This is a genomic window from Paenibacillus guangzhouensis, assembly GCF_009363075.1.
In the GTDB taxonomy this organism is placed as follows: domain Bacteria; phylum Bacillota; class Bacilli; order Paenibacillales; family Paenibacillaceae; genus Paenibacillus_K; species Paenibacillus_K guangzhouensis.
Genome location: NZ_CP045293.1, coordinates 4,458,822 through 4,476,225, shown reverse-complemented (window position 1 = coordinate 4,476,225; position 17,404 = coordinate 4,458,822). Strand labels below are relative to the sequence as shown.

Sequence of the window (17,404 nt, the reverse complement as noted above, 5' to 3'; positions counted from 1 at the left end):
TATCGGCAGCTTTTTTAATTTGGAACCAAAACGCCACAATGTAGGATTATTGATATTCGTCTTCCAGCACGTGCACGGTTAGACCGGCGTTGCTAGCCTGGATGGCATCCATGAGCGAAGTCAGTCGATGGCGATCGAAGGATACGCGGAAGATGTCGGGATCAGGTAGGAAGGTGATGCTCGTGCCTGTGTCGCGAGTGAGTCCCACGATATTCACGTTGGATAGCGGGATGCCGTGCTTATAGTCTTGACGATAGATTTTGCCTTCTCGGCGTACCTCTACGGATAATCTCTCCGATAGGGCATTGACGACAGGGATATTGATTCCTTTGTCCGAACACGATCCTGGAATGGATACGCTTGTGCTGTGATGAAGCTCTGTTAGGACGGCTTGAACATTCGATTTCGATGCGCCGCCGATTGCTCCTACCGGGATGCCTCTGCCGTTGTCTGCAACCGTCACACTACCGTCCTCGTGCCAGATGATGCTGATCTCAGAACAATAACCGGCTTGGTGTTCGATGATGCTGTTCTCGATCACGGATCGCAATAGCGCAAGCGGATCATAAGCTTCCGGTGAGCTGCCAAGATAGCCGCTTGCATCTTCACGCACGTGGGCTAGCTCCATATAGTCGCTCGTATCTAGCAGTTCCCCTGCGGAGGCGAGCAAGAGGAGCAGGGGAAGAGCTCGGTGATCCGGCAGCGTATATTTGCCGCCGCGATCCTCTTGAATCAGGAGATTTGCACCGACAAGAGCTTTAATATGATGATAGAGCTGCCCCGTTGTCCCCATATTCAAGCGCTCGACGATCTCGGCACCCGTAAGCGGCTCATGTATGACCGCGCGCAGAATATCCAGCCGTTGACGATGGCCAAGCGCGGATAGAATCTTAGCAACCTTGTCGCCATCTAAATCCAGCAGTTGGCTGGCTCGGCGTTCTTGTGGCTCCCACTGATAACGGGAAAGACTGCCTTGAAAATGTCCGGAGAAATACACGCCGCCTTGGTGAACAGGGTCTTGCACTGTATTGGTTTGGGATGTGATGGCTGCAGGGCGGGGGTGCGAAGCATGGACTGAAGGAGCAGGGTTTGATGAGATCAGTTGTTTGACCATAGCGTGAAGTTCCGTTAGTTGCAGTTTCAATTCATCTAATTCCGCTTCAACATTTCGTTTCAACAGGATCACCTCAAATAATTTTATTGTAATACGTAATTACGTAATTACATAATAACTCTTCGTGCTCAAAATGTAAATATCCTTCAAAAAGATCGTAGAACAATACATATCGAGCGGATTCGAACCGTGGTAAAATCAGGGAAAGGTTGTACATCTATATATCTAAGCGTTAGCAATGAATTGATTATGAAGCGGAGGTAGAGGAATGAAACCGAATATTTTGTTGATTACCGTGGATCAGATGCGTGCAGATTGTCTAAGCAGCGCGGGGCATCCCGTCGTGCGCACCCCGAATTTGGACGGGCTGGCTGAGAGCGGCGTCATGTTTCGCAATGCCTATTCGGCGACTCCAACCTGTGTACCGGCAAGGGCGGCGATCATGACGGGGATGAGCCAACAATCACATGGCAGAGTCGGGTATGAAGACCGGGTCCCATGGCAGTATGAGCATATGTTGGCGGGAGAGCTGGCGAATGCAGGCTATCATACGCAATGTGTCGGCAAGATGCATGTGTATCCGACGCGCAATCTCTGTGGCTTCCACAATGTCGTGCTGCATGACGGCTATATGCACTATAACCGGGATCGCAAGAGCCAATCTGCGGCAGGGCATTTCGATGAATGCGATGATTACTTGCATTGGCTGCGCGAACAAGCCGGTTCGCATCAGGATATCATGGATATGGCGCTCGATTGCAACGCATCGACGGTGACCTTACCTTGGCATTTGCCAGAACGGCTGCATCCGACGAACTGGGCCGTGACGCAATCGATCGATTTCTTGCGACGCCGCGATCCGTCGAAGCCCTTCTTCCTCTGGACGTCCTTCGTACGTCCGCATCCGCCGTTCGATCCGCCGCAAGCTTACCTGGACATGTATATCCATCAGACGCTTCCAGATCCGCCGATAGGAGATTGGGTGAATGAATTCGCAGCGGAAGCGGGCAGCGCAAGTCCTGTCACAGGGCTCAAGAAGCTGCGGCCGGATGAACTGCAGCGCGCCAGAGCGGGCTATTACGCATTAATTACGCATTTGGATTATCAAATTGGACGATTAATCAATGCCTTGAATGAATATGGCGAGCTGAATAATACGGTCATTGTGTTCACATCAGATCATGGCGAGATGATGGGCGACCATCATTATTATCGTAAAGCACTTGCGTACGAAGGCAGCGCCAAAGTCCCGTTCATTATCAGCGATCGAACAGGCAAGCTGGGATTCAAAATCGGCAGCACTGTATCGGAAGTCGTTGAAATGCGAGATATTATGCCTACGCTCCTTCATGCAGCAGGGGCAGTCATTCCTCCATCCGTCGATGGACACAGTGTTGTACCGCTCTGCAACGAGACACAGGAACGTCCGTGGCGAACCTATCTCCATGGTGAACATGCCTATGGCGCCTTATCGCATCATTATGTAACAGACGGTCATTGGAAGTACATCTGGTATTCGCAGACAGGGTCGGAGCAGTTGTTCCATCTCGATGAAGATCCGCAAGAGCTGCGCAACTTAGCGGTGGACGCTGCTTACGAAGCGGAGCTTGATTTATTCCGATCACGTCTCATTCATGAACTTCGCGATCGCGAAGAAGGATATGTGGCCAATGGCGTATTGGTGGTAGGGAGAAAGCCGCAGAGCTGTCTAACGCATTTGCGGGAGCAGCAGGCCGTTCATACCTAGCTGGGATTATTAAAAAGAAGCCTCTCGAATCACGTTGAACGTGGATCGAGAGGCTTTTGCTTGTCTGAAACTTTATTTAGCTGGCGGGTCCAGCTGACATTCGTGCAGTGGAATGACTTTTGTCTTCTTCACGAATTTGTACCCGAGCCAGACGATGAGGAAGAGCGGCAATCCAATGTAGGAGATTAACACACCATTCCAGTCGATCGTCTCCCCAAGGAATGCTTGATAATTCTGGCCGAGAATAACGATCATACAGATGATGAAGGCGAAAATCGGACCGAATGGGAACCATTTAGCGCGATACGGCAGCTCATCCAGGCTGCGGCCTTGTGCGGTGAAGGCCCGACGGAAGCGATAATGACTAATCGCAATTCCGATCCAAGCGATGAACCCAGACATCCCTGAGGCATTGAGCAGCCATGTGTATACGACACCATCACCGAAGAAGGATGCGAGAAAGGCGAGCATCCCGACGGCAGCCGTGACGATGAGTGCGTTGATCGGTACGCCGTTACGGTTCAGCTTGCCGAGGAATTTCGGTGCTTTGCCTTCTTTGGCGAGAACCCAAAGGACACGCGTGGATGCATACATCCCTGAGTTACCTGCCGATAGTACCGACGTAAGAATAACGGCGTTCATGACCGCTGCCGCAAACGCAAGGCCCGCATTCTCGAAAATAATCGTGAACGGACTAATCGCAATGTCTTCAAGACCGCCGCGCACCAAGTTCGGATTCGTGTACGGGATTAACATCGCAATGACGAAGATCGCGAGAATATAGAAGATAAGGATACGCCAGAAAATCTGACGAATGGCGCGCGGTACATTTTCACGTGGATTTTCACTCTCACCGGCAGCTACCCCAATGAGTTCGGTCCCCTGGAAGGAGAAACCGGCAGCCATGAATACGCCGAGGATCGTCAGGAACCCGCCATGGAACGGACCGCCGTCCATCGTAAAGTTGCTGAACCCTGGGGACTTGCCTCCCATAATGCCGAAGATCATCAGGACGCCGACGACGAGGAAGACGATGACGACCGCAATTTTGATCAATGCGAACCAATATTCAGATTCCCCGTAGCCCTTAACGGATAGCGCATTTAATAAGAAAATGATGGCAAGGAACAGAAGACTCCAGATGAAGGAGGAGCTGTTCGGGAACCAGTATTTAATAATCAACGTGGCAGCCGCAAGTTCTGCGGCGATCGTAATCGCCCAGTTGTACCAGAAGTTCCAGCCGAGTGCGAAGCCGAGGGACGGATCGACGAACCGGCCGGCATAGGTGCTGAATGAGCCGGATTCCGGCATATACGTGGCGAGTTCCCCGAGACTTGTCATGAGGAAGTATACCATGATGCCGACAGCGGCATACGCGAGCAAGGCGCCGCCTGGTCCTGCGGTAGCAATCGCGCCGCCGGAAGCGAGGAACAAGCCGGTTCCAATGGATCCGCCCAGCGCGATCATCGTGAGATGGCGAGCTTTGAGGGAGCGTTGCAGCTCCGGAGCAGCTTGGGATGTGGATTTAGACATAATAACACTCCTTCTTAGATGTCAGAACAATATATAGCGATATGCTGCTAGAATGCCAAAAAACCGCCGTAGCAATGTACGGCGGTTCAATTCAACCCCTACGGCTCCTACGATGTACGAATAAGATAGCACAACACATGGGATGCATCCCATGTGACAGTTCTGCGCTTATTCAGCAGCAGCCCCAGCACGCTAAGGCAGAGTACCTTAGTGAACTTCGGCGGTGGTTCCTTTTAGAATAGCATCACTGAGCATTTCTCTGGCTCTCCGCTTTCTTACTCTTAACAACCGCGACCTCTACCTCATCCTTCGTAAGATGAGGGTTTTCTATTCAATTGCAAATTTGAGTTTTAGTATAGCTGAGAACCAGCGAGGGATCAATGTTAGTTGCTTCCAATTCGTTGAATAGGCTGAAAGAACGAGGGGGCAGGGCAGCTTTTTTCAGTTAAAATTAATGAACTTCATTTTTCAAAAAGCACATGGGAAATTCTGTGGTAGAATGGGTGCAAGAACAGGGACCAGAAAAGAGGGAGAGCGGAACTCGTGAAGAATAAGACAGATCTTGAACTCATGCAGCTTGTGATGATCAAGCATCGTCCGGCTTTGGAAGAGTTATATGATCGATATGTGAAGCTCGTGTACTCTTTTGCCATGAAGTCAACGAAAGATGAGCAGCAGGCGAGAATCATTGTGCAGTCTGTGTTCACGCGCTTGTGGACGACCCGGACGGGTTATGATCCGAGTAAGGGTGAATATATCAATTGGTTGATTACGGTGACACGGAATATTACGATTGACCATATCCGTAAGCAGAGGAGAGAACAGACAGCAGTTACGATGGAGCCGGAGATCTGGGAGATCATGCCCGACCGGACAGAGAACACACCGGAGCACATCGTATCTCAGAAGCTGATTCGGGAGCAAGTGAAGCGATCTTATCAGCATTTATCCAAGAGCCAAGTTGAACTTATACAGTGCTTATACTGGGAAGGCTACTCGCTTCGTGAAATCGCACAAATGCGTAATGAGCCCGTAGGTACGGTGAAAAGCCGACTTCACCAAACGTTGAAAATATTAAGAAATCACTTGATGCAGGAAAAGGAGGAGACATAAATGGAGACCTCGAACTGTCACGGCACAGATCAACTCATGGAATATATGCTCGGTGAAATCAATGAAGAGGATCGGAGACGTATTGAACATCATATCGGAAGTTGCAAGGCCTGCAGGAGGGAACTCGAAGAGATGCGGGAGGCGTGGCATGCAATCCCATATGCATTAGAAGAAATCGAGGCGCCAGCGGATTTGAAAGCAGAGGTCATGGATTCTATTTTTAAGGTAGAGCAGCCTGTGGTGAAGAAAAAATGGACTATGAATACAGGATGGATCGCAGCATCGGTTCTTTTGCTTCTCTTGATTGGGGTTTCTTGGAATAATAACCACTTACGGGATCGGCTTCAAGCGATGGAGACTGGTGCGAGCCTGCCGACGCAAGTCCTGCAAATCTTTACATTGAACGCGACGGACTCGAGTAGCGATGCAGCTAAAGGCAGTGCATGGCTAATGCAGCAAGGCGATGCGAAGAAGCTCGTATTTAGCGTGCAAGGATTATCGCAGGCGAAGGGACAGGAAGCCTATCAGGTGTGGCTGATCCACAATGGAGCGCGAAGAAGCGCAGGGGTGTTTCTTGTCGATGAGCAAGGGAATGGCGTGCTTACGTATGATATGAAGGAGCAACAAGTTCCTTTTGAAGCCATTGGTATTACGCTCGAGCCTGATGCGGTCGGGGAGCAGCCTCGCGGTAAGAAAGTGCTGGGTACGTGAAAAAATTGGTCATCGCATCAAACCGGACTGCTCATGTGTTCGTTCCCTTAAATAAAGGCATTCACCGTCAAGTACGGTACATTTAAGGAGGATGAACGATGAATAAGATGAGTAAAATGCTTCTAACGACTGCATTATTCGCAGCCATGCTCGGAACGGTGCCGGTTGCGGCGAAGGCGCCAGTATCGCCAACGGGTGTGTCTGCGACATTCAACGGCAAGGCGATTGTCTTCAGTGAGCAGCCGTTGCTGATGAATGGGCGACTCCTGGTACCTTATAGACCCATAGCAGAAGCCATCGGTGCTGTCGTTGGTTATGAAGCCGAGACCAGAACGGTTAAGGTCACCGAAGGATCTAACATCTACCTGCTCCCGTTAGAGTCGAAGACAGCAACCTTAAATGGTATTCCTGTAGCATTAGATGAACCGGCGAAGGTCGTAAATGGCGTTACCATGGTTCCGATCCGATTCGTATCGGAGAATTTAGGGGTGGATGTGAAGTTTGACCCTGCGAAAAAAAACGTTTCGTTACAATCGGCGAATACGCCTTCCGTAAGAATTCTAGGCCCTACGAAAGATGCAATGTTGTATACCGACACGGTAAAAGTGGGGGTTGCTGTGTTTAACCATGCGCTCACAGATTTCCGGACGCATACGGAACCGCATGAAGGCCAGGGGCATGTACATATTTGGCTGGATACCGACGCAAGCGACCCCAAAGCGGCCTATAAAATGATTAACGCTGAACCCGCCGTCTTCGATCATGTTAAACCAGGCAAGCACACTTTAACGGTCCAACTAGTAGGGAATAATCACCAACCGATTAAGCCGGAAGTGAAGCAAGTGATCACGTTTACGACAAAGGCAGCGTCTGATCAGCCGACTGTAGCAGATAAGGCGGAATCCGCCAAGAAATATGCGGTCAGTATTTCTGAATTCGCCTTTAAACCCGATCAGCTGACGATCGAAGCAGGCGCATCAGTTACATTTACCAACCAGGATGATGTGGAGCATACAGTAACTGCTAAGGACGGTTCCTTTACCAGTGAGCCCCTCGGGAAGAATGATACGTTCACCAAGACCTTCCCTGAAGCTGGGGAGTACGAGATCTACTGTAAACCGCATAATTTTATGGTAGGGAAAATCATCGTTAAATAGGCTAATATCTTTAAAGTGCTTATAATCCTCCTAGACAGGGGGATTTTTTATTGAAATTGAGGGTGAAATGTCTCTCCTGATCGGCCTATAATGAACGAATAGAATTGAGGTGTTATAGGTCATGAAAAATATTTGGCGTGGTCTCGAAGGATCGGATCGGACGATTCAGAAGAAAACATTAAGAGAGAGCGTGCAAGACGTATCCCTTCGACGGGTATGGAGGCTGTTCCGAGAGTACCGTGCCTTACTCGGCTTTATTATCGTTCTTGCGCTTGCGGGTGCTGTGATTGGTCTCGGGCCTCCTTGGGTGATGAAGGTCATTATCGACCATGCGATCCCAGCTGGGGATCGTGGGCAGTTGCTCGTGATGGTTGCACTGTTGATCGGCTTGCCTGTCCTTAGCGGCGTTCTTGGGGTGTGGCAGAACTATATGAATTTTAAAGTCGCCCAAGGGATTATGCGTGATCTGCGGCAAGGGTTGTTCAGCAATTTACAGCGACAGTCAATTGGATTTTTTACGAATTCACGGTCTGGTGAGGTTATTCAGCGGGTGACCGAAGATGTGCAGGCGGTACAAGGCGTGGTAACAAATCTGGTCGTCAATACGATAACACAGAGCGTAGTCGTTGTAACAACAACGGTTATCCTGTTCGTGCTGGATTGGCGTTTGGCGCTGTTGTCGATGATTATCCTGCCAGTTTCAATGATTCCGGTGCGTAAGGTATCTCGTCTTCGTAAAAAAATGCGGCAGGAAACGCAAAAGGTGCGTGCACAGATGGCCTCCCAGCTTGGCGAGGTGTTCGGGATTTCGGGCGCGCTGTTGACTCGGATCTATGGGCGGGAACAAAGTCAGGCGGCACAATTCCAAGCGACGAATAAGCAAGTGATGGACATGGAGCTGAAGGTCAATCTGATGGGTCGTTGGTTCATGATGTTCGTCGGCGTGTTAGGACCGATTGGCACCGCGATTATTTATTTGTATGGAGGCTATGCGGTGATACAAGGCACGATGACGGTGGGGGCGATTGTTGCTTTTGCCGCCTATCTGGGACGGTTATATCAGCCGTTCGGAACCTTGTTGAACTTGCATGTGGAAGTTGTGACGGCGCTGGGCGTGTTCGGTCGAATCTTCGAATACATGGATATGTTGCCGGAGATGGAGGATGGACCGGATGCAAAGGCATTGGATGCGCCAGCAGGCCGGATTACCTTCCGAGACGTGAAGTTCGGTTATGCCGGCGGGCAACGAGGGCCTGATCTGAATCCAGGTGAGGGTCATGAAGCCGGACTGCAAGAGGAAGAATTGGTACTACGGGGGGTATCATTCGAGGCCAAGCCAACTGAAGTGGTTGCAATTGTTGGTCCGAGCGGCGCAGGGAAATCCACGTTGATCAGTCTTATTGCGCGGCTCTACGACCCAACGGCAGGAAGCATCGAGGTGGACGGCATGGATCTACGGGATGTGAAGCTCGCGGAGCTGCGCCGCCATATCGGCTATGTTACGCAGGAGTCGTTCTTGTTCCACGCGACATTGCGGGAGAATTTGCGGTTCGCACGTGAAGATGCGACGCAGGAAGAGATCGAAGAGGCTTGTCGTAAAGCCTATATTCATGATTTCATTCAATCGCTGCCGGAGGGGTATGACACGATGGTCGGAGAGCGCGGGCATCGCTTGTCCGGCGGCGAACGGCAGCGGATTTCCATTGCAAGGGCCATTCTGAAAAACCCAACCATCCTGCTGCTGGACGAAGCTACCTCGCATTTGGATTCCGAGTCGGAGCGCTATGTGCAGGAGGCCTTGCAAGAGCTGATGAAGGGCCGTACGACACTGGTTATCGCGCATCGACTGTCGACGATTCTAGCTGCGGTACAGATTCTAGTTGTGCAGGACGGCCGCATTGTGGAGCGGGGGCGCCATTCAGAGCTGCTAACCCAGCATGGTGTGTATGCGATGCTGTATGAGACGCAGTTTGCAGAAGTGTAGCGGAGACGTGTGGTGCTGGTGGGCACGGGTCTAGGCGTGCTACGTGCCGAAGCCCGATATCATCACGAACAGCCCCATAATAATAGCGACGACGCCGCCAAAACGGGTTAGCGCGAGGTAGGTATCGCTCGGCTCAGAGTCTCCGCTCACCTTCCAGCCTTCCTTCATGTACCAGGCGAAGGTGGGATTGAGGACATTGAGCAGACCAATACCGATGATGATCAAACCGAATATGAAGAACATCCAATCAGCTCCTTCCTTTGTTAATTCATACGTATTGACGGCAGAATTTGTTCCAGTAATTAGGGAGATTAGTATGTTTGGGGTATTGGGTGGACGTAGGCGTGGATCAAGGGGGCGCTAGGTGCTTATGGGCACCAATGGAGTAGTAGATAGCGGCTGGCAGGTGCTGTCGGTGGGCGGCGGATTCGTGTGGGATCGTGGTGGATCGGCGTCTAACGAATCGAGGTATGCTTATTTGGCGAGAAATGGACCGTTTCGTGGGCTAACGAACCATAGATACGCTATTGAGGCTACATGATGCGAAAAGAGCTGAAAAATGATCGGATAGCGTACCTGTCGTTCGTTAGAAATCAAAAGTGGCTGAAAATAAGCGAATAAGGGTTACTGAGTTCGTTAGGCAGGGGGAGCGGTGGGCGAGTGTGCTGTCAGGACGGAAGTAGCCGGACGGAGTAACTTGATCAGTGGCCAGCATTCAACTATGGGACAAGCGGGTGTCTAACGAATCGAGGTAACCTTATTTGGCGAGAAATGGGCTGTTTCGTGGGCTAACGAACCACAGATACGCTATTGGGGCTAAATGATGCGAAAAGAGCTGAAAAATGACCGGATAGCGTACCTGTAGTTCGTTAGAAATCAAAAGTGGCTGAAAATAAGCGAATAAGGGCTACTGGGTTCGTTAGATTGGGGGGAGCGGTAGCGATTGCATGTCTGGTAATGAAAGCCCCTGCTGGTTGGAGTTCTGGTGCTGATGAGTATTCGGAGTAACTTGGCAACCTACCAGTATCCAACGACAGGACAAGCGTGCGTCTAACGAATCGAGGTAACCTTATTTGACGAAAAACGGGCCGTTTCGTGGGCTAACGAACCACAGATACGCTATTGGGGCTAAATGATGCGAAAAGAGCTGAAAAATGACCGGATAGCGTACCTGTAGTTCGTTAGAAATCAAAAGTGGCTGAAAATAAGCGAATAAGGGTTACTGGGTTCGTTAGATTGGGGGGAGCGGTAGCGATTGCATGTCTGGTAATGAAAGCCCCTGCTGGTTGGAGTTCTGGTGCTGATGAGTATTCGGAGTAACTTGGCAACCTACCAGTATCCAACTATGGGACAAGCGTGCGTCTAACGAATCGAGGTAACCTTATTTGACGAAAATTGGGCTGTTTCGTGGGCTAACGAACCACAGATACGCTATTGGGGCTAAATGTTGCGAAAAGAGCTGAAAAATGACCGGATAGCGTACCTGTCGTTCATTAGAAATCAAAAGTGGCTGAAAATAAGCGAATAAGGGTTACTGGGTTCGTTAGGCAGGGGAGCGGTGGGCGAGTGTGCTGTTAGGACGGAAGTACCCGGATGGAGTAACTTGGCAACCTACCAGTATCCAACTATGGGACAAGCGTGCGTCTAACGAATCGAGGTAACCTTATTTGGCGAGAAATGGGCCGTTTCGTGGGCTAACGAACCACAGATACGCTATTGGGGCTAAATGATGCGAAAAGAGCTGAAAAATGACCGGATAGCGTACCTGTCGTTCGTTAGAAATCAAAAGTGGCTGAAAATAAGCGAATAAGGGTTACTGGGTTCGTTAGGCTGACGGTGTCGGGGGATCGGGTATGTGCATTCAGTGATCATGTGCTGGACGAAATATTACGTGGTCCGTAAGCCAAACGTCCGGTAACGCTGATTGCCACTTGCCACGTACAACAGCCGCAGTTCCACCATCTTGTGCAGGATCCGCCTCGCATGATGATCTGACACACGTAGATGACTGGCCAACTCCGATGGTGTGAATGGGCGGAGGTGCCGCCTTGCGAAACGAATCGTCTCGGCTTCAAGCCAGTTCAAGTGAGCAGGTGCATCGATTGCAACAAATTTGCCGATAAAAGACAGGACGAGCTGCTGACAGCGCTTAGGTTCATCGGTTATCGAAAGGTAAGCAACAGGCAGGAAGAGCCAGTCGTCGAGTGCCAGCAGGCAATGGCGCCAGCACAAGTCCTTGAACCGACGAACATCGAGATCCCTCGCATGGGGGCCGTATCCCTGAATTTCGATGCCGCCTTTGACATCGCCGCCAGGCATATAAGCTAGATCCAAATACCGATAGCCATTATGAAAATCACGAACTTCCCATTCGGGATGCAGATCATCGAAGTGCCGTACGGCGGGGAACCAGATGGCTCGTAGAAAATCCATCGTACCATGGCCGAGTCCTTTCTCAAGAATTTCGCGCCTTCGATGGTTCTGTTCTTGTGTGATCGCTGTATGCAACCACGTGTCAAATGCTTGGTTGAACTTGGACATGATGCCATACCTCCTCTTTGGAATCCAAATGGCCACGCACGCAAAAAAGCCGCTATGACCCAGATCCACCTACAAAGGGGAGGGTACAAAGCGGCGTGTGCTTCACGACCAATTCAGATTTTATATAAAGGTAGTATAGCGTGAATATCGCCAAACGAAAAGGGAGTCCCATGAAAACAAGGGGACTCCCTTCGTTGTATTATTCGCTGTCGCCGCGGCGCGCCATCTGCTGCCAGACGGTGCCTGCTGCGGCTTCGCCAGATTCGATGCGTTCGACCGCCATTTTGGCTTGGAGGCTGACCTCGAATTCAGGGTCAGCCGTCGCAGTCTGCAGCGCGGAAAGCGCGGACTCGTCGCCGGCTTCGTACAGGAAGCGGGCGGCGCGCCAGCGAACGAGCTTGTTCGAGTCGCTCAGCGCTTCAATCATCGGTCCGATCGCGGCGGGATCGCCTAGATCGGACAGGGTGTCGCCTGCCGTCCGCCGCACGGCCGCGGACGAATCGCGCAATGCCGCGAACAGGAGCGGCATCGCTTCAGGCGCGCGCAGCTCGCCGAGGTACACCACGGCGAGGCGGCGGATCGAGCTTTGCGCATCGCGCAAAGCTTCCGCGAGCAGCGGCAGCCGCGCCAAGCTCGGCTGCATGCGGTCTAGCGCGGCGTACCGCACGCGCCAGTCCGCGTCGCGCAGGAGCGCCTCGAGCTCGCTGTCCGTCAGCTCGCCGCGCTCCTCAATCACAGGCTCCTCGCTCGCACCGAGCGCGATCGCCTTCGTGACAAGCCCTTGCAACCGCTCAGGCGGATAAGCCGCCTCGAGCTCTTGCTCCACCTCACGCGCGATGTCGGCAAGCTCGCCATATCGCACGCCAAATTCGACCAAGCGACGCTCCTTGATTAGCGTCGCGCTCGCCACGGCTGTGACCGCCTGTGTGAAGCGGTCGCCAAGCCCGATCCGCTCTTCGTTAACGCCGGCTTTGACGCGGATCTGCATCGGAATGCTGCGGAAATATTGCACGAATACTTGTGCCTCCCCGTAGCTCACCGCCGCATTCGGGTCCCATGCGGCGAGCGCCGCGCCGCCGTCTGCCGTGCCAAAAATGTCGCGAACCTCGCCGAGGATCGCTGCCCAATCACCGCGCGGATGGCGGTCTAGCGCCACGAAATCGGCGGTGTGGAACACGCTCTTCACGCCGCTGATCGCCAGCATGCGCTGGATGAAGGGCGGGGCGGAACGTTCATTGTCTAGCGTATACGTTTTACGAACGCCAGGCGCAAGCCTCTCATCCAGATGAAGCTTCATGGAATTCGGACTTGGCGTGGGTTCAATGGATATTAATTTCATTGACCTTCCTCCTATGGATGTGCAACGTTCTTCGTTGATCATCCTGGAATTCATATTTTCGGGTCCCCGCAAAGTACCTGAATTAGCTTCGAAGCCAAGTCTGCAATTTGTTGGGTGATCTTATTATACCCCACTAGGGTATCCTTACGTAAGTGAATTATGAAGGAAGGCCGGATTTTTTTGTTTTACGACCAAATTTTGCTATAGTAGAACTACGGGAAAGGAGCGCAGAACGCATGGCAAAAGAACGATTCCACAATTTAGACTTCATGAAGATGAACAATGACCTTAAGAGCTTAAGACAATGGCAGAAAGAACGGCGTGCGAAGACCAAAGACTACAGCTTCGTCGTCCCGAATGTAGAGCCGGAAATTGATTATTTGAAGAAAAATCGTACAGAGCCGACGGTAACTTGGATCGGACACTCGACGTTTTTCATACAATATGCAGGTTTAAATATCGTGACCGATCCGGTGTGGGCGAAGCGTATGGGATTCCAGCGCCGACTCGCTGAACCGGGTGTGCCGCTTGCAGCGCTCCCGACGATGGACGTGATCTTAATCTCCCATTCGCATTATGACCATTTGCATATCAGTTCCGTGCGGAAGCTGTATAACGAGAAGACGATGCTCGTCGTGCCAGCCGGACTCAAGAGCAAGATGCTGCGCAAAGGCTTCAGCAATGTGACAGAGCTGCACTGGTGGGAAGCATTAACCTTGGGCGAGGTGCAGATTACCTTCGTGCCGACGCAGCATTGGACAAGACGTACGCTCACCGATACGAACACTTCGCATTGGGGCGGGTATATGATTGAGCCGATTCCGTCTTCGACGGCACCGTACCCAACGATCCATTTCGTGGGGGATACGGGATATTTCCGCGGATTCAAGGAAATTGGCGAACGGTTCAATATCGATGTATCGCTGATGCCGATCGGTGCCTATGAGCCGGAATGGTTCATGCAGACGCAGCATGTCACACCGGAGGAGGCCCTTCGCGGGTTCGTCGAATCGCGCGCCAAAGTCATGATTCCGATGCATTATGGAGCATTCCGGTTAGCAGATGACACACCGAAGGAAGCGCTTGATCGACTCGAAGGAGAACGCAGACGCAAAAATATTGCGAAAGAGCGAATAATTGTGCCCGCACACGGCGAAACAGTACGTTTATCGGATCATTTTGTGTTATAATAGGGATTTGGTAAGGATGAAGCTGATATACAGGTTCTATTTTAAGGGAGGACGGATTAATTCATGATTACAGTAACAGGCGTTAGTTTGCGTTATGGCAAGCGCCCGCTATTTGAAGATGTCAATATAAAGTTCACACCGGGCAACTGCTACGGACTAATCGGAGCGAATGGAGCGGGGAAATCGACGTTCCTGAAGATTCTTTCCGGCGAAATTGAAGCGAACACAGGCGACGTAAGCATGACACCAGGCGAGCGTATGGCCGTGCTGAAACAGAACCATTTCGAATACGATGAATTCGCGGTACTCGAGACCGTTATTATGGGTCACCAGAAGTTATATAGCATTATGAAGGAGAAAGACGCGCTCTACGCGAAGGCAGACTTCACAGAAGAAGACGGCCTGCGTGCGGGTGAGCTGGAAGGCGAATTCGCAGAGATGAACGGTTGGGACGCGGAGTCGGATGCGGCTGCGCTCTTGATCGGTCTTGGTATCCCTCGTGATCTGCATGACAAGAAAATGGCGGAGCTCTCCGGTAACGAGAAAGTCCGCGTTCTCCTCGCGCAAGCGTTGTTCGGCCAACCGAATAACCTGCTCCTCGATGAGCCTACCAACCACTTGGACATCGAATCGATCAGCTGGTTAGAGAACTTCTTGATGGATTATGAAGGTACTGTTATCGTGGTATCCCATGACCGTCACTTCTTGAATAAAGTATGTACGCACATTGCGGATATCGACTTCGGTAAAATCCAAATGTACGTCGGTAACTATGACTTCTGGTATGAGTCCAGCCAATTGGCTCTGACACTTGTACGCGATGCGAACAAGAAGAAAGAAGAGAAAATTAAAGAGCTTCAAGCGTTTATTCAACGTTTTAGCGCGAATGCTTCCAAATCGAAGCAAGCGACTTCCCGTAAGAAACAGCTCGAGAAAATTACGCTCGATGACATTCGTCCTTCGAACCGTAAATATCCGTTCATTAACTTCAAAGCAGATCGTGAAGGCGGCAAACAAATCCTTACGATTGAAGGCTTGACGAAGAGCGTGGATGGCGAGAAGCTGTTCGAGAACTTGAATCTAATCGTGAATAAAGGTGACAAAATCGCGCTTGTGGGACCAAATGGTCTTGCGAAGTCGACGTTGTTCCAAATCCTGATGGGTGAGAAGACAGCAGATAGCGGTGAATTCTCTTGGGGGATTACGACGTCGCAGGCTTATTTCCCGAAAGATAACGCAGAATACTTCGACGGCGTTGATATCAACTTGGTTGACTGGCTTCGTCAATATTCCAAAGATCCAGACGAGACGTTCTTGCGTGGATTCCTCGGCCGTATGCTCTTCTCCGGTGAAGAAGCGCTGAAGAAAGCTTCTGTCTTGTCCGGGGGCGAGAAAGTACGTTGTATGTTATCCAAAATGATGCTTCATGGTGCGAACGTGCTCCTGCTTGATGAGCCTACCAACCACTTGGATCTCGAATCCATTACGGCGCTCAACAACGGCATGATCGATTACAAAGAGACAATGATCTTCGTATCCCATGACCATCAGTTCATTCAGACGGTTGCGAACCGCATTATTGAGATCGGGCCGAACGGGATCATCGATCGTCAAATGTCGTACGATGAGTACCTTGAGAGCGATGAGATCAAACAATTGCGTGAGAAACTATATAACTAAGTTAGATGGAAAAGAGTGCAGAGCCTGCAGCGGCTTCTGTGCTCTTTTTTTGTTCTCTTGCAGGATGGAGCAACTAAAATTATAATGAAAATGATTCTCAATTAGATGTTCAGATGTTCGATCAGCGTGAGATTAGGAGGTGCATACGCCTGTGAGTAAAGCACAAGTGATGGCTGCTTTCCATCATACGTACAATCAATATGTATCCCAGATCGGGCAAGTGTTCTCCACGGAGAGTGGGATCGAGACCGTGAATATGCCTGCTGGCTTAGGCGAAGGCCTCATCGCGCGCATGAGATTGCGTGACGGGATGGAGATGATCACGTCTAGCTATCGGCTGGCAGAGGACAAAGTATTGGTATTTCGCTCCGCAGAGCCGGCGATCGAGCTCACATTCTGCTTGAAGGGGCGATACCATTTCGATATGCAGGGTCGTGAAATCATTATGATGGCGCAAGAATGCCGCATTTCCATCATCCAGGAGATGCACGCGGTGGTCGAGCTGGTTCGTGATATCGATACGGAATTTCTTGAACTGCGCATGGAGCTTTCTTTGATGAAGCAGTATTTGGAGAGCAGCGGGCTTGGTCAGGGCTTCGATATCCAGCGGTGGATCGGACAGCAGGGGTACCGGATGGTTCAGCATCCGATGGATGCGCACGTGGAGCGCCTGCTGCATGAAATTCGGTATTGCGATTATCCGCTGCCGCTTCGAAAAATGATGTTGGAGGGTAAAATGTTGGAGCTCTTCGCCTATTATTTGCAGCGGTATGTGATCGAATCTTCGGGCAAGGAACCAGCGGCGTCCGTGTTGCGACGTGATGATCGTGAACGCATTCTGCATGCGCGCGATGTGCTGCTCGCCCATATGGACCAACCGCCCTCGACGATCGAAATTGCCCGTATAGTCGGGCTGAATGATTATAAGCTGAAGGCAGGCTTCAAGGAAGTATTCGGAACAACCTTATTCGGTTATCTGCGGGATCAACGATTGGAGTATGCGATGCAGCTGCTGCAGCATGGCGGGATGAATGTCGGAGAAGCGGCTTGCGCTGTAGGTTATTCCAATCCGAGTCATTTCACCGTTGCCTTCCGTAAGCGATACGGTGTAAACCCAGGTGAGCTGGTTGCAAGATGTTCTAGATAATGCTGATATTCATTGAGTCCTTCGATTGGCTGCTGCCGATGCGAAGGGCTTTTTGGCATGGGGCAATCCCGCTTGGGGGATAAAAAATCCTTCCCGGGGGAGAGCGTCGCTCCTCTAAATGATAATGTTTCTCATAGGAGAGAAGAGA

General features: G+C 51.1%; 14 protein-coding genes and 1 riboswitch. Of the genes, 9 read left to right on the top strand and 5 right to left on the bottom strand.

What is annotated here, in order from left to right; translation table 11 throughout:
• Positions 1 to 46: 46 nt before the first annotated feature.
• Positions 47 to 1,186 carry a helix-turn-helix domain-containing protein gene (locus GCU39_RS20140; protein ID WP_227793280.1) on the bottom strand — a complete coding sequence of 380 codons (1,140 nt, stop codon included), beginning with the start codon at positions 1,184 to 1,186 and terminating at the stop codon, positions 47 to 49.
• Positions 1,187 to 1,382: 196 nt separating this feature from the next.
• Between GCU39_RS20140 and GCU39_RS20135 the strand changes: the two genes are divergently transcribed.
• Positions 1,383 to 2,861, top strand: a complete 1,479-nt coding sequence (locus GCU39_RS20135) for an arylsulfatase (protein ID WP_152395146.1) — start codon at positions 1,383 to 1,385, stop codon at positions 2,859 to 2,861.
• Between the two features lie 72 nt (positions 2,862 to 2,933).
• Here GCU39_RS20135 and GCU39_RS20130 read toward each other — a convergent pair whose 3' ends face one another.
• Positions 2,934 to 4,394 carry an amino acid permease gene (locus GCU39_RS20130; protein WP_152395145.1) on the bottom strand — a complete coding sequence of 487 codons (1,461 nt, stop codon included), beginning with the start codon at positions 4,392 to 4,394 and terminating at the stop codon, positions 2,934 to 2,936.
• 118 nt (positions 4,395 to 4,512) lie between these two features.
• Positions 4,513 to 4,702: riboswitch (Lysine riboswitch) on the bottom strand.
• Between the two features lie 235 nt (positions 4,703 to 4,937).
• Between GCU39_RS20130 and GCU39_RS20125 the strand changes: the two genes are divergently transcribed.
• The 4 genes from GCU39_RS20125 to GCU39_RS20110 all read left to right on the top strand — a co-directional run bounded on the left by GCU39_RS20125 (position 4,938) and on the right by GCU39_RS20110 (position 9,359).
• Complete coding sequence (locus GCU39_RS20125; protein ID WP_152395144.1) at positions 4,938 to 5,507, top strand: RNA polymerase sigma factor; 570 nt, start codon at positions 4,938 to 4,940, stop codon at positions 5,505 to 5,507.
• Positions 5,508 to 6,218, top strand: coding sequence for an anti-sigma factor (locus tag GCU39_RS20120; RefSeq protein ID WP_152395143.1), 711 nt, complete (start codon positions 5,508 to 5,510; stop codon positions 6,216 to 6,218).
• A gap of 98 nt (positions 6,219 to 6,316) precedes the next feature.
• Entirely contained in the window at positions 6,317 to 7,375 is a 1,059-nt protein-coding gene (locus GCU39_RS20115; protein WP_152395142.1) for a stalk domain-containing protein, read from the top strand.
• Positions 7,376 to 7,496: 121 nt separating this feature from the next.
• A complete protein-coding gene (locus tag GCU39_RS20110; RefSeq protein WP_152395141.1) occupies positions 7,497 to 9,359 on the top strand; it encodes an ABC transporter ATP-binding protein in 1,863 nt (620 codons plus the stop codon).
• 39 nt (positions 9,360 to 9,398) lie between these two features.
• On the opposite strand, the gene GCU39_RS20105 is transcribed toward GCU39_RS20110, so the two are convergent.
• The gene (locus GCU39_RS20105; protein ID WP_227793279.1) at positions 9,399 to 9,584 is read right to left on the bottom strand and encodes a DUF6199 family natural product biosynthesis protein; all 186 of its coding nucleotides are present in this window, start codon (positions 9,582 to 9,584) and stop codon (positions 9,399 to 9,401) included.
• A gap of 145 nt (positions 9,585 to 9,729) precedes the next feature.
• On the opposite strand from GCU39_RS20105, the gene GCU39_RS31605 reads away from it, so the two are divergent.
• The gene (locus GCU39_RS31605; protein WP_193726559.1) at positions 9,730 to 9,900 is read left to right on the top strand and encodes a hypothetical protein; all 171 of its coding nucleotides are present in this window, start codon (positions 9,730 to 9,732) and stop codon (positions 9,898 to 9,900) included.
• A gap of 1,346 nt (positions 9,901 to 11,246) precedes the next feature.
• Here the strand turns inward: GCU39_RS31605 and GCU39_RS20100 are convergent.
• Both GCU39_RS20100 and GCU39_RS20095 read right to left on the bottom strand, forming a co-directional pair.
• On the bottom strand, positions 11,247 to 11,900 hold the full coding sequence (locus tag GCU39_RS20100; protein WP_152395139.1) for a transcriptional regulator: 654 nt from the start codon (positions 11,898 to 11,900) through the stop codon (positions 11,247 to 11,249).
• A 199-nt stretch (positions 11,901 to 12,099) separates the two neighbouring features.
• On the bottom strand, positions 12,100 to 13,239 hold the full coding sequence (locus GCU39_RS20095) for a conserved virulence factor C family protein (RefSeq protein ID WP_152395138.1): 1,140 nt from the start codon (positions 13,237 to 13,239) through the stop codon (positions 12,100 to 12,102).
• A gap of 236 nt (positions 13,240 to 13,475) precedes the next feature.
• Between GCU39_RS20095 and GCU39_RS20090 the strand changes: the two genes are divergently transcribed.
• The 3 genes from GCU39_RS20090 (at position 13,476) to GCU39_RS20080 (ending at position 17,256) form a co-directional block, all read left to right on the top strand.
• Positions 13,476 to 14,429: an MBL fold metallo-hydrolase gene (locus GCU39_RS20090; RefSeq protein ID WP_152395137.1), complete on the top strand. Its 954-nt coding sequence runs from the start codon at positions 13,476 to 13,478 to the stop codon at positions 14,427 to 14,429.
• 63 nt (positions 14,430 to 14,492) lie between these two features.
• Entirely contained in the window at positions 14,493 to 16,109 is a 1,617-nt protein-coding gene (locus GCU39_RS20085; RefSeq protein ID WP_152395136.1) for an ABC-F family ATP-binding cassette domain-containing protein, read from the top strand.
• Positions 16,110 to 16,260: 151 nt separating this feature from the next.
• A complete protein-coding gene (locus tag GCU39_RS20080) occupies positions 16,261 to 17,256 on the top strand; it encodes a helix-turn-helix transcriptional regulator (RefSeq protein WP_152395135.1) in 996 nt (331 codons plus the stop codon).
• Positions 17,257 to 17,404: the final 148 nt, after the last annotated feature.